Origin of the sequence: Providencia vermicola (genome assembly GCF_010748935.1) — a bacterium.
Taxonomy (GTDB): Bacteria; Pseudomonadota; Gammaproteobacteria; order Enterobacterales; family Enterobacteriaceae; genus Providencia; species Providencia zhejiangensis.
Window position 1 is genome coordinate 1,764,622 of record NZ_CP048796.1, and the last position, 14,146, is coordinate 1,778,767.

The window sequence follows — 14,146 nt, forward strand, 5'->3', positions numbered from 1 at the left end:
TCAAACGGATGATTAACTTTTCATTTCCTTCACTATGGTAAAATTTAACGATAGTGAAGGATCTTTATTGTAAACATATCTCTTTTTCCGCGCTTGGTTTCTTTTCTTTTTTCTTTCATTAATCTTCATCAAGTTGTGTGCAAGCTCGCATTTTCTCAATGTTGCTATTTTCCGAATGTAAATTTTATGTTAACAATGGTGACAGGTCAGACCTCTTTGGGCGGTAGTACATTATCAACGTGATGTTGAAGAAAGTGACACTTTCTCTATCAACTCTTAAAAGAGAGGGAGAGGAACAGCTTATTCACATATGCCATCATATTTAAAATATGGGTCTAACAGGTTACTGCCGTGGTACACATGAAAGGTTTATAGGTCATCAAACTTTTTATCACTTTTTAGCAGGAGCTACCATGAACCAACTTTCCCACCATGGTGAAAGCAATTATCCGGCAAAGGAAAGGATCGCAATCATTAGCGGCCTTCGTTTACCTTTTGCCAAGCAAGCGACAGCATATCAAGGAATTGCAGCAGTTGATCTGGGAAAAGCCGTTGTTGCAGAGTTGCTAACCCGAACCGGTATAGAAAAGCAACTTATTGAACAACTTGTATTTGGGCAAGTTGTACAGATGCCTGAAGCACCTAATATTGCACGGGAGATCGTATTAGGAACAGGCATGAGCGTTTCGACAGATGCTTATAGTGTTTCACGCGCGTGTGCTACTAGCTTTCAAGCAATGGCGAACATCGCTGAGAGCATGATGGCAGGGCATATCTCAATCGGGATCGCCGGAGGGGCAGACTCATCTTCGGTATTGCCTATTGGGGTATCTAAAAAGTTGGCAGCCACACTTTTATCTTTGAGCAAAGCCAAATCCTTTGGTCAGAAACTGTCATTAATGTCTAAATTGCGTTTAAAGGATTTATTGCCCGTTGCGCCAGCTGTTGCTGAATATTCAACTGGTTTGCGCATGGGGGATACCGCAGAACAAATGGCAAAAAGCTATCACATCACCCGAGAACAACAAGATGAGCTTGCCCATCGTTCACATTTGCTTGCGACTAAAGCTTGGGAAAGTGGTGTGTTGCAACAAGAAGTCATGACGGCATATATGCCTCCATTCAAGCAAGCATTTACACAAGATAATAATATTCGTACCAACTCTATCCTATCGTCTTATGCTAAGTTAAAACCAGCCTTTGACCGTAAACACGGTACTGTCACCGCCGCGAATAGTACACCATTAACAGACGGAGCTGCCGCTGTGTTAATGATGACCGAATCTCGTGCTAAAGCGTTGGGCTATACACCGTTAGGCTATATTCGTAGTTTTGCATTTTCAGCCATCGATGTTTGGCAAGACATGTTATTAGGTCCATCCTATGCAACACCGATAGCCCTTAAACGGGCAGGTTTGTCACTACAAGACTTAACGTTAATTGATATGCATGAAGCCTTTGCCGCCCAAACATTGGCCAATATTAAACTCTTTTCGAGCCGCCAATTTGCCCAAGAAAAATTGGGGCTATCAAAAGAAATTGGCGAAGTAGATATGGATAAGTTTAATGTGTTGGGGGGATCTATTGCTTATGGGCATCCCTTTGCTGCAACAGGGGCGCGTATGGTGACGCAAACTCTTCATGAATTACGTCGACGTGGTGGTGGGTTTGGTTTAACCACAGCATGTGCTGCGGGCGGTTTAGGTGCCGCAATGATTTTGGAGGTGGAATAATGACACACCATTCGGAAACCGAAGTTCAAGCAGAGTGCATCCAAGATGCATTTCGCCTTGAGGTTCACGCTCAAACGGTTGGCGTGATTTTCATTGATGTGCCGAATGAAAAAGTTAACACGCTAAAAGCGGAGTTTGCACAACAATTTTTGGCCATTTTACAGCAGGCGCAATCGACTTCTGGCTTAAAAGGGCTAGTCATCACCTCGGGTAAAAAAGACAGTTTTATCGCGGGTGCGGATATTAGCATGATCGCGGATTGTAAAAGTAAAGAGGAAGCCAGTGAGTTATCGCGGGAAGGGCATAAACTCTTTGATAAGTTAGAGAACTATCCATTGCCGATTGTTGCTGCTATTCATGGTGCTTGTCTTGGTGGGGGGCTAGAATTAGCGCTCGCGTGTCATGTTAGGGTCTGTTCCAATGATACGAAAACCCGTTTAGGTTTGCCTGAGGTACAGCTTGGTTTACTACCTGGGTCTGGGGGCACTCAACGTTTACCTAAATTGATTGGTATTCCCAATGCGTTAGATATGATGTTGACAGGGAGGCAGTTACGCGCAAAACAGGCACAGAGAATGGGGCTGGTTGATGATGTCGTACCGGACACCATTTTGTTAGATGTAGCGATAGCGATGGCTAAAAAAGGCAAAGTCCAACGTGCTCCACTTCCGTGGCAACAAAGGCTACTCAGTAGTAGTTTATTACGTAATAAAGTTTTTTCTAGTGCCAAACAAACAGTGATGCGCAAAACCAAAGGGCATTATCCTGCACCAGAAAAGATAATCCAAGTGGTCAAAACGGGTGTTGAAAAAGGCGCTAAAGCAGGGTACGAAGCAGAAGCAAAAGCGTTTGGCGAGTTAGTCATGACACCAGAATCAGCCGCTTTACGTAGTCTATTCTTTGCTACAACATCATTGAAAAATGAAACGGGATCTTCAGCTAAGCCACTAAAATTTAATCAAATTGGTATCTTAGGTGGCGGTTTGATGGGGGGCGGCATTGCATTTGTAACAGCAATGAAAGGTAACCTTCCTGTTCGTATCAAAGATATTAATGATAAAGGGGTAACTCACGCATTAGGGTATAGCTGGGATTTATTAACACAAAGAGTTAATAAAAGGCGAATGCTTGCGCGTGAACGTAGTGCTGTGATGGCGAAAATATCAGGAACCTTAACTTATCAAGGTTTTGAGCATGCAGATATCGTTGTTGAAGCTGTTTTTGAAGATTTGGCTTTGAAACGAAAAATGGTGACCGAAGTACAAAATGTGACTCAAGGAAAAGCCATTTTTGCATCAAATACATCATCGTTACCTATTCATCAAATTGCTGAACCTGCCGCTCATCCAGAAAAAGTGATTGGTCTGCATTACTTTAGTCCTGTCGATAAAATGCCTTTAGTCGAAGTGATCCCCCATCAAAAAACAGATGATGAAACGATCGCAACCGTCGTGGCGTTTGCCAAACGCCAAGGTAAAACGGCAATCGTGGTTGGGGATGATGCAGGTTTTTATGTAAATCGTATTTTAGCCCCTTACTTATGTGAAGCTGCCGAATGTTTAATGGCTGGGGAATCAATTGAACATATTGATAGTGCTTTAGTCGATTTTGGTTTCCCTGTCGGGCCATTCAACTTACTTGATGAAGTCGGTATTGACGTAGGAACGAAAATCTTACCTATTTTAGTGAATCGCTTTGGTGATAGGTTCAAGGCGCCTGATCTTTTAGACAAAGTGAATAAAGATGACCGTAAAGGTAAGAAAAACGGGAAAGGTTTTTATTTATATGGACATCAACCATCCTCTAAGCTGCGCTTTTGGAAAAAATCTAAAAAACGTCAGGTAGATAAGAGCATCTATTCATTAATCAATGTGCATCCAAAAAACCATTTAAGTAAAATTGATATTGCTGAACGCTGTGTGATGCTTATGCTCAATGAAGCTGTTCGCTGTTTAGATGAGAAGATTATTCAAAATGCACGTGATGGTGATATCGGTGCGGTCTTTGGTATTGGTTTCCCTCCTTTCTTTGGTGGGCCATTCCGTTATATGGATAGTCTTGGGATCCAAAAAACAGTGGATACGATGAATAATCTAGCCGAACGTTATGGTGATAAATTCCGTCCGTGTGAGCTTTTATGCAAAATGGCAGAAGAAAATAAGACATTTTTTCAGTAAGTGATGATTGAGAATCATTAGCTCACTAGATAAAGCACGGATTAACAACTCAGAATACAAGGCCTGATATATTTGCTCCAGTTGGCAATTATCAGGCTTTTTATTTGTTGAGTAGAACGATTATTGTTAAGGTAAACGGTTGGAAAATAGTATTTGTTTATGAAATACCTGACATACCTTGATTAAGAGAGTGTGCCAAATTTTATGTGTTTTTCAGACAAAATCAGTGACAAAAAACTACTCAGGTCATTTTATTTGCTAGAAGTTTGATGCAGAATCACTCTTCGCCCCACTGATGGTGACTTTTACAACAAATTATATTAACAAAAAGATTAGCCAATGCTTGTCGTTAGGCTACTCAGATGGTGGATTATGCAAGTTTATATTATGCGTCATGGTGATGCGGCGTTACAGGCTGCGAGTGATGCGGCTAGAGTATTAACCCAGAAGGGAAAAGATGATTCGGCCTTGATGGCTCAATGGTTGAATAAACGTAACCCTGCCATTGATAATATCCTTGTTAGCCCTTATGTCCGTGCTGAACAAACATTGCAGGTTGTGCGAGAACATCTTAGCTTACCTCATCAAGCGACAGTCATGGATATGTTGACCCCCGGTGGTAATGCGGCATTTGTGGCTGATCATATTCGTGATTTGGTAATAATGGGCGCTAATGCAGTGCTGGTGGTTTCACATTTACCGCTGGTGGGGTATTTGGTGTCGGAATTATGCCCCCATGAGGCTCCACCTATGTTTATCACCTCCTCAATTGCATGTATTGAGTTGGATGTGAAACGTCATAACGCTCACCTTGAGTGGATGTTAAGTCCAGCACAGCTTTCTGTGAATCAGTAATCACGGATTTATGTTATCGATTTGCCCCTTAAGGGGCCTTGAATTTTTTAAACGTAAGTTTTTTTTCAACTGACTAAACAGTCGCTTGCTAGCGTCTAGTATGCTCTTGAGTTTCAATAAGTAGTAGCAAAGATGCATTACCTCCCCATTCTTTAGGTGCTTGATGGAAAGCGATAATATCAGGATGTTGTGCTAACCAAAGTGGGGTTTGCTGCTTTAAAATATGTTTACCATGACCATGCATAATACAGGCGCAGAAGACATTTTCGCGTTTACATGCTGCGATTAGTGCGCCAATTTCTTGTTTAGCTTCCATTTGAGTTAGGCCATGTAAATCGAGGAATAGTTCAGGAACATAGTCTCCTCTACGCAACTTTTTCAGCTCATACGGGTTTGACCCCGGTTTTAAATAGCGTGTAGGACCTTCATCTTCCAACTGGGGTTGGAACTCATCTGAAAAGTAAAATGAAGCATCAACTTGTTCTTGTTGTACTTTTTTGACAGAAGGTTGTGTCACTTTAGCGCGAATAGGTGGGTGCAGCATTTGATCTTGCTGAATTTTTTTGGTTCCGCGAATAGCCTCTTTAAACAGAAGAATATCATCTTCTTGTAATCCAAATTTATTTTTCATTTTTTATAAACTGTCTTTTTTCGTCAATCTTATTTTCTTTAGTGTAACCTATTTTGGGATGTGGCGGATATAACGTTGAGAGATAAGCTTTAGCTAACAATTTTTTAACTAAATATCCGAGTTTATATTGACAAGCGTTGTTTTATTAGGCTAATTGTATATACATATATAGACCTTTTATTCTAAACGCTATATTTAATGGCGTAGCACCTGTATCAAGCTGTTGTGTTACTGAGACTTTTTATCATCACATTTAAGCATGATTGACGTCATAGAAAACATAACAAATTGTTTTATCAATATAAAAAGGTATTACTAACCCTTATAGGACTCATTATGTCATTTAAAACACTTGCTCATGATGTTATTTGGCGAAATGGACGTATTGCAACCATGGATGCGAATCTCAATGTGGCGTATGGGCTTTTAGAAAATCACGATATGGTGACGCGAGATAACTTGATTGTTGCAATTGTTCCAAAGGGGGAACTTGATAGTCGTGATGCGAAGGTTATCGACCTCGAAGGGCGCTTAGTGACGCCAGGGCTAATTGACTGCCATACACATCTTGTTTTTGGTGGTAATCGTGCCGCAGAGTGGGAACAACGTATGAATGGTGTCTCCTATGAAGCGATTAGCCAGCAAGGTGGTGGAATTAATTCAACAGTTAGGGCAACACGGTCGCTCAATGAAGAGCAATTATATCAAGTCTCACAGCCGCGTTTAGAAGCTTTGATCCGCGAAGGGGTGACGACAATTGAAATGAAATCAGGCTATGGTTTGGACTTAGAAAGCGAGCAAAAGCAGTTGATGGTTGCAAAAAAACTCGCTGAATCCTATCCAGTGACCGTGAGTTCCACGCTATTATCAGCACATACTGTACCTCCTGAATATAAAGATAAATCAGATGAATATATTGACCTGATTTGTTGTGACATTATGCCTAAGTTGTGGGAGCAGGGGCTATTTGAAGCGGTAGATGTATTTTGTGAAAGTGTCGGTTTCTCACTTGAGCAAAGCCAAAAATTATTTTCTGCGGCTCAAAAGTTAGGCATTCCAGTCAAAGGCCATGTTGAGCAGCTATCAAATCTTGGTGGCAGCGAATTGGTGGCTAGTTTTAAAGGGCTTTCAGTTGACCATATTGAATATCTTGATCTTAAAGGAATTCGCGCATTAAAAGAGAGTGGTACGGTTGCTGTATTGTTACCGGGGGCATTTTATTTTTTAAGGGAAACGAAGTTGCCACCGATAGACTTATTGCGTGAACACCAAGTTCCCATGGCAGTATCGACAGACTTTAACCCAGGAACAAGCCCTTTTGCATCGTTGCGAATGATAATGAACATGGCAGCCGTTTTATTTAGACTAACACCTGAAGAGATTTGGGCTGGCGTGACCTGCCATGCCGCGAAAGCTTTAGGTCGTGAAGATAGCCATGGACAATTAAAAACGGGCTATCAGGCAGACTTTGTCGTGTGGAATGCTGTCGATCCTGTTGAAATGATTTATGAGCAGGGGAGTCAGCCTTTGTATATGCGAGTTTATCAAGGAAGAATTAGCCATCAAAATGACTAACTAAACAGCGGGATATATTGTGCTAAGGGTTATTTAATAATGAACTAAGGTATCAATGGAAATATCCATCACATTATTTTTATTGATTCTGAAAAATAAGTTGAAAAACGTCCATTTATCCCGTTATTTGTTGGTTATGAAAGGTATTAAATCACTATCACAGTTCGCTTGATGGTTGCTGGTTGTGGTGATGAGTGGGGGAATGGGAATTTCAATATCGATAAGGTTTCCCCACTGCTTAGCAACAGGCGGCATTATGGAGCGCGTAAACTGAGCCTTATTTTTGATTTTTAAAGTGATTTATTAAATAATAAAATTCTTATTGCTTAATGTTATGAGTATTATCAATACTTTGTATTATGCAACTAATAGCCTATAAGATAGGATGAATTGCTGTTTTTGAATCTTAATAGGCATACTCATTAGAGTGGAACTATTAAGTTTTATTTGCGACTGTCAGTATTTGTGTTGTTTGTTAGTACAACCCAAAGGTATGAAGGTAACCCTTATATTTCATGTGCTTATATTTTAAATACACGCGAAGGGTTTGGCATTTTACGTTTAAAATGGAAATAATTGTGACAGCCGATAAAAAGGGGAATCGGGACACGCCTATCCCACTCTACTTGCAAGTAAAACAATTGATCATAGAGAAAATCCATACAGGGCAATGGCAAGCGAATGATCGCGTTCCTTCTGAATCAGAACTCGTCAAACAGTTTGAATGTAGCCGCATGACCGCAAATCGTGCATTAAGGGAACTGACCGCAGAGGGATTACTAGTCCGCGTGCAAGGTATAGGTACTTTCGTTGCTGAGCCTAAAGGCCAATCGGCATTATTTGAAGTCCATAGTATTGAAGCTGAAATTCTTGCAAGAAATCATCATTATAGCTGTCGAATTATTAAATTAGAGCAGGTACCTGCTTCAATTTCACTGGCTAGTGAACTGAATATTTCCCCTGAAACCCCAGTATTTCATTCCATCATTGTGCACTACGAAAACGAAATTGCGGTGCAAATTGAGGATAGATATGTCAATGCATTGGCTGCACCTGAGTATTTACAACAAAACTTTACGACCATCACACCCCATGATTACCTGTCGATGGTTGCGCCTTTAACTGAAGGTGAGCATATTGTGGAAGCGGTTGAGGCCGATGAGCGAGCCGCTAAATTATTGAATATTGCTGTGGGATCATCCTGTTTGTTAATTTCTCGGCGGACTTGGTCTCAATCTTTTGTTGTCACCAGCACTAAACTGCTCTTTCCAGGACATCGCTATAAATTAAAAGGGCACTTCACATCTTAATTAAAAAAAGCAACGCATTATTGTGTTGCTTTCTATCTTCACGTTAATCAATACCTATACAGCCAGTATCCTGTCGCACAGACGATTATCAATATTGCACTGAAAATAAAAAACTTAAGCCATGAACGCTTTTTTGAAGCAGGTTGCGTATCAGTGGGCTGTGCATGAATTGTTGGTAGTGGGTCTACTTCAGTCTCAGTTGTCCACAGAGATTTAATGATCTGATGCAACTTCAGTTGCATGTCATGTGAAAGAACAATAGACGCATTATTCTCATCCAAAATGTGGAGAGTCGTGGTGATTTTTTGTGAAAGGGCAATCAAGTAGCTGCCGCGGATCGCCGTATATTGACGTCCATGATGTTCAATATCATCAAGAATGGTTGTTGGATATTCCGTAGAGCCATCACTGTTCATATACGCGAATAGGGAGGGGGGAGAGTCACTATTATCCCCTGAAATCAATTCAAAGCTAATTTGTGAGCCAACTTTTTTTGACGCGATCCAAAATAGAGTATCACTCAAATGATGAGCAAACTCTTGGGTCAATTGCTCTAGCCTCTCACTATTAGTCTCATGTTGCCTCTTTGCAAATTGAGCGAATAGGTTGTTTTCCATGATTTATCCGAATTTAGGTGTGCATTTTTTATCTTTAGAGATTTTAAACACATAGATAAGGTAAATAGTCTGAATTGGTTAGTCTCTTTAGATAATTTTGCATTTTAAAAAGAAAACTGACATTGCGTGTGCGGAAAAACAAATGATGTGAACCAAATGTAAAATTAATGTGATCTGAGCTGCATAATTAGAAGAAAAATTAACCGTTTTAAACATGGTGGTTTTAGTCATTGTTATTGATAAATAATAAAAAATTGGGTTTTTTAATCTTTTTTTTCTTAATGGTCATGTTAAAAAGATTATTGATTGTACATGTATATACAACTATATCTATAGGGAGACATTATCAGTACAAACTGAATCTTTCGAAGAGGGTATGAATGTGACAACGATAAATAATAAATACAGGAATGGTGATATTAGGGCACCTCGTGGTAACGCTCTTAGTGCAAAGAGCTGGTTGACTGAAGCGCCATTACGCATGCTGATGAACAACTTAGATCCTGATGTCGCTGAAAATCCACATGAACTGGTTGTATATGGTGGCATTGGCCGTGCTGCTCGTAACTGGCAGTGCTATGACAAAATTGTTGAAACCCTCAAAAATTTAGAAAACGACGAAACCTTACTTGTACAATCAGGTAAGCCTGTGGGCGTTTTTAAAACGCATGAAAATGCACCTAGAGTGCTCATTGCTAACTCCAATATCGTTCCTCATTGGGCGAATTGGGAACACTTTAACGAACTCGATGCGAAAGGCTTGGCCATGTATGGCCAAATGACCGCAGGGAGTTGGATTTATATTGGTAGCCAAGGCATTGTCCAAGGGACATACGAAACTTTCGTTGAGGCAGGGCGCCAGCATTATAACGGTGATTTAACCGGACGTTGGGTATTGACGGCTGGATTAGGTGGTATGGGGGGCGCTCAACCATTAGCTGCGACGCTTGCGGGAGCTTGCTCACTGAACATTGAATGCCAACAAAGTCGCATTGATTTTCGTTTACGTACAGGTTATGTCGATGAACAAGCGACAGATTTGGATGACGCATTAGCGCGTATTAAACAATATACGTCAGAAGGGAAAGCCGTATCTATTGCCTTATGTGCTAATGCTGCGGAAGTCTTACCTGAATTAGTCAAACGTGGCGTTCGCCCTGATATGGTGACAGACCAAACGAGTGCCCACGACCCTTTGAACGGCTATCTACCTATGGGTATGAGCTGGGATGAGTACCGTGAACGTAGTGTGAAAGACCCTGAAGGTACCGCAAAAGCTGCGAAAGCATCGATGGCGGAGCATGTTAAAGCGATGCTTGCATTTCAAAAGCAAGGTATTCCAACTTTCGACTATGGCAACAATATCCGTCAAATGGCTCTCGAAATGGGCGTCAAAAATGCGTTTGACTTCCCTGGGTTTGTACCAGCCTATATTCGCCCGTTGTTCTGTCGTGGCATTGGCCCTTTCCGTTGGGTAGCACTATCTGGTGATCCTGAAGATATCTATAAAACCGATGCTAAGGTTAAACAACTTTTATCTGACGATAAGCATTTGCACCGTTGGCTTGATATGGCGCGTGAACGCATTAGCTTCCAAGGTTTACCCGCACGTATTTGCTGGGTGGGTTTAGGAGATAGAGCTAAGTTAGGTTTAGCGTTTAATGAAATGGTGAGAAATGGTGAAGTTTCAGCGCCAATTGTTATTGGGCGTGACCACCTTGATTCAGGCTCAGTGGCAAGTCCAAACCGTGAAACGGAAGCGATGAAAGATGGCTCAGATGCGGTATCGGATTGGCCACTATTAAACGCACTGCTGAATACAGCAAGTGGAGCAACATGGGTTTCTTTACATCATGGCGGTGGTGTTGGTATGGGCTTCTCTCAGCATTCGGGGGTTGTGATTGTCTGTGATGGTACAGATGAAGCCGCTGAACGTATTGCCCGAGTGCTACACAATGACCCAGCTACAGGCGTTATGCGCCATGCCGATGCAGGTTATGATATTGCGATTGAATGTGCGCAAGAAAAAAATCTTAATCTACCGATGCTTAAAACACGCTAAGAGGTGCCAAAATGACTAAGTTAACTATTCATCCGGGTAAAATGACATTGAATGATTTGCGTCTTGTTCTTTCACAGGAAGTCATCGTTTCTTTAGACAAACGCTCTCATTCGGCAATTGAAAAAAGTGTGGCAACGGTAAATAAAATTATTGCTGAAGATAAAACAGCTTATGGCATCAATACCGGATTTGGCTTGTTGGCTAACACACGGATTGCGGCGAAAGATTTGCAATCATTGCAACGTTCAATTGTCATGTCACATGCAGCGGGTGTCGGTGAACCTCTTGATGATGAACTTGTCCGCTTGATTATGGTATTAAAGATTAATAGCTTAGCGCGTGGTTTTTCAGGTATTCGCTTAGAGGTTATTGAAGCGTTGATCGCGTTAGTGAACCACCAAGTTTATCCATTTATACCTGCTAAAGGCTCAGTAGGGGCATCGGGTGATTTGGCGCCACTAGCACATATGAGTTTAATTTTATTGGGGGAGGGTAAAGCACATTATCAAGGTAAATGGATCAGTGCGAAATCGGCTCTTGATAAGGCGGGACTAAAACCATTAAAGCTGGAGGCTAAAGAAGGTTTAGCGTTATTAAACGGTACTCAGGTATCGACCGCTTTTGCATTAAAGGGGCTATTTGAGGCGGAGAATTTGCTGCTAAGTGGTATTGTGTGTGGCTCATTGAGTGTCGAGGCAGCATTGGGGTCACGTAAACCATTTGATGCACGCGTCCATGAGGTTCGTGGTCAGAAAGGGCAAATCGATGTGGCGAAGCTGTTCCGTGATGTCTTAACACCAACCAGTGAGTTGGCTCAATCACACGAAAATTGTGTCAAAGTGCAAGACCCCTACTCATTACGTTGCCAGCCTCAAGTCATGGGCGCATGTTTGACACAAATTCGTCAGGCCGCCGAAGTGATCCTCATAGAGTCAAATGCGGTCTCTGATAACCCTCTCGTCTTTACAGATAATGGCGATATTATTTCTGGTGGTAACTTCCATGCAGAACCGGTGGCGATGGCGGCGGATAATATCGCGCTAGCGCTGGCTGAAATCGGTGCGTTGTCTGAACGACGGATTGCTTTACTGATGGATACTCACATGTCTCAATTACCTCCTTTCTTGGTGAATAATGGAGGGGTTAATTCAGGGTTTATGATTGCTCAGGTAACAGCGGCTGCTTTAGCAAGTGAAAACAAAGCATTGGCACATCCATCAAGTGTGGATAGTTTACCAACCTCGGCAAACCAAGAAGACCATGTGTCTATGGCTCCAGCGGCAGGGCGTCGTTTGTGGGAAATGGCGAAAAACGTGACGGGAATATTAGCCATTGAATGGTTGTCTGCGTGTCAAGGCATGGATTTCCGTGACGGCTTAAAGTCAAGTGAAACGCTAGAAAAAGCACGTAAGATCTTGCGTGAGAAAGTCGCTTATTACGATAAGGATCGCTATTTTTCACCGGATATCGATGCAGCAATTAACCTCATCGCTGAACACCAATTATCAATGTTATTCACAGAGGGCTCACTCTTTTCCAATTAAGTCTTATACATCACGCAAATAATATACTCTAAATCATTCAGGATGTAGCCGCCTAAGCCGTAGAGCAGTCTTGCTCAAAGGCTACATCTTGATGCATCGCGAGTGTAAGTGGTCGGCAATGTATCGACCGCTTGTAGTATTTATCTGCACGACCATTATTAAAAACAATTATTACAATAATACGAAGGATAAATCATGCAAAGCACAACAAAACTTACGCGCGGACTTTCGGCGCGGCACATCCGGTTTATGGCCCTTGGGGCAGCGATTGGTACAGGCTTATTTTATGGTTCGGCAAAAGCAATTTCTACAGCAGGTCCTGCGGTGCTGATTGCTTATATTATTGGCGGTGCCGCGGTCTTTATGGTGATGCGCGCATTGGGCGAAATGGCCGTACATAACCCCATCGCGGGCTCTTTCTCTCAATATGCGAGTCATTATTTAGGCCCGCGAGCAGGCTTTTTTGCAGGTTGGACTTACGTCTTTGAGATGCTCATTGTATGTTTGGCTGACGTGACAGCCTTTGGTTTTTACATGAAACTCTGGTTCCCTGACGTCGCTCAATGGATTTGGGTCTTGAGTATCATCTGTTTTATTGGGGCAATTAATCTATGTCATGTCAAAGTCTTTGGCGAAATGGAGTTTTGGCTCTCTATTATTAAAATTGTCGCTATTGTAGCAATGATCGTGGGTGGTGCGGCGATTATGCTGTTTGGTTTTGGACAAGCCTCTGATCATGCTGTTGGCATCGCTAACTTATTTGAGCACGGTGGCTTTATGCCAAATGGGGTTGCTGGTGTGATTGCGTCATTTGCAGTCGTCATGTTTGCTTTTGGTGGGATTGAAGTGATAGGTATCACAGCAAGCGAAGCGAAAAACCCTGACGTCACTATCCCTCGAGCAATCAACGCTGTACCTATTCGTATCCTATTATTTTATGTTTTAACCCTCTTTGTATTGATGTGTATCTATCCTTGGAATCAGATCGGGCAGCAGGGCAGTCCATTTGTTCAAATCTTTGATAGTTTAGGTATTTCATCTGCCGCGAATATATTGAACGTCGTTGTGATTACGGCAGCTATTTCAGCGATTAACAGTGATATTTTTGGTGCCGGTCGTATGATGTATGGCATGGCCCATGAAGGCCAAGCTCCGAAAGCGTTCACTAAATTAACTAAAAATGGTGTGCCTTGGATGACAGTATTGGTTATGTCACTTGTACTGCTCGTTGGCGTCATATTAAATTACTTGATCCCAGAAAAAGTATTCTTAATTATTGCTTCTATTGCAACTTTTGCCACGATTTGGGTATGGTTGATGATCCTCGTTTCACAAGTTGCGATGCGCCGCAAAATGACAGCGGAGCAGGTGAGTAAGCTGAAGTTTCCTGTGCCATTATGGCCGGTTGGCCCCGCGCTCGCCATCGTATTTATGTTGTTTATCTTTGGAGTATTAGGCTATTTCGAGGACACACGTATCGCCTTATATGTTGGTATTGTTTGGTTAGTCATCTTGGCCGGTGCGTATGCGCTGTGGGTGAAAAAACCTGAAACCACCAGTCAAACTCGCTATGAAGCGGAGTCGGTAGAATAACGAATGTTTTCATTTGGGCCTCCATGAGTGGAGGCCTAATCAGGTGAAT

At 42.0% G+C, this 14,146-nt stretch carries 10 protein-coding genes; 8 read left to right on the top strand and 2 right to left on the bottom strand.

Annotated features, from left to right (window positions below; translation table 11 throughout):
• The first annotated feature begins 413 nt into the window (after positions 1-413).
• The 3 genes from fadI (at position 414) to sixA (ending at position 4,765) form a co-directional block, all read left to right on the top strand.
• The gene (gene fadI, locus G3341_RS07825) at positions 414-1,733 is read left to right on the top strand and encodes an acetyl-CoA C-acyltransferase FadI (RefSeq protein ID WP_154623996.1); all 1,320 of its coding nucleotides are present in this window, start codon (positions 414-416) and stop codon (positions 1,731-1,733) included.
• Complete coding sequence (fadJ, locus tag G3341_RS07830; protein WP_163861081.1) at positions 1,733-3,910, top strand: fatty acid oxidation complex subunit alpha FadJ; 2,178 nt, start codon at positions 1,733-1,735, stop codon at positions 3,908-3,910. The genes fadI and fadJ overlap by 1 nt, the downstream gene beginning before the upstream one ends.
• A 372-nt stretch (positions 3,911-4,282) precedes the next feature.
• Entirely contained in the window at positions 4,283-4,765 is a 483-nt protein-coding gene (gene sixA, locus G3341_RS07835) for a phosphohistidine phosphatase SixA (protein WP_163861083.1), read from the top strand.
• An 88-nt stretch (positions 4,766-4,853) separates the two neighbouring features.
• On the opposite strand, the gene smrB is transcribed toward sixA, so the two are convergent.
• On the bottom strand, positions 4,854-5,396 hold the full coding sequence (smrB, locus tag G3341_RS07840; protein WP_154623999.1) for an endonuclease SmrB: 543 nt from the start codon (positions 5,394-5,396) through the stop codon (positions 4,854-4,856).
• A 336-nt stretch (positions 5,397-5,732) separates the two neighbouring features.
• Between smrB and hutI the strand changes: the two genes are divergently transcribed.
• Positions 5,733-6,971 carry an imidazolonepropionase gene (hutI, locus tag G3341_RS07845; protein ID WP_163861085.1) on the top strand — a complete coding sequence of 413 codons (1,239 nt, stop codon included), beginning with the start codon at positions 5,733-5,735 and terminating at the stop codon, positions 6,969-6,971.
• Between the two features lie 566 nt (positions 6,972-7,537).
• Positions 7,538-8,281 (top strand): histidine utilization repressor, encoded by a 744-nt coding sequence (hutC, locus tag G3341_RS07850; protein ID WP_163861087.1) that lies wholly within the window; start codon positions 7,538-7,540, stop codon positions 8,279-8,281.
• 47 nt (positions 8,282-8,328) lie between these two features.
• Here hutC and G3341_RS07855 read toward each other — a convergent pair whose 3' ends face one another.
• Positions 8,329-8,898 (bottom strand): hypothetical protein, encoded by a 570-nt coding sequence (locus G3341_RS07855; RefSeq protein WP_163861089.1) that lies wholly within the window; start codon positions 8,896-8,898, stop codon positions 8,329-8,331.
• A gap of 376 nt (positions 8,899-9,274) precedes the next feature.
• Between G3341_RS07855 and hutU the strand changes: the two genes are divergently transcribed.
• The 3 genes from hutU to G3341_RS07870 all read left to right on the top strand — a co-directional run bounded on the left by hutU (position 9,275) and on the right by G3341_RS07870 (position 14,097).
• Positions 9,275-10,960 (top strand): urocanate hydratase, encoded by a 1,686-nt coding sequence (gene hutU, locus G3341_RS07860; protein WP_154624003.1) that lies wholly within the window; start codon positions 9,275-9,277, stop codon positions 10,958-10,960.
• An 11-nt stretch (positions 10,961-10,971) separates the two neighbouring features.
• Positions 10,972-12,504, top strand: a complete 1,533-nt coding sequence (hutH, locus tag G3341_RS07865; protein WP_154624004.1) for a histidine ammonia-lyase — start codon at positions 10,972-10,974, stop codon at positions 12,502-12,504.
• 195 nt (positions 12,505-12,699) lie between these two features.
• The gene (locus G3341_RS07870) at positions 12,700-14,097 is read left to right on the top strand and encodes an amino acid permease (RefSeq protein WP_154624005.1); all 1,398 of its coding nucleotides are present in this window, start codon (positions 12,700-12,702) and stop codon (positions 14,095-14,097) included.
• The last annotated feature ends 49 nt before the right edge of the window (positions 14,098-14,146 follow it).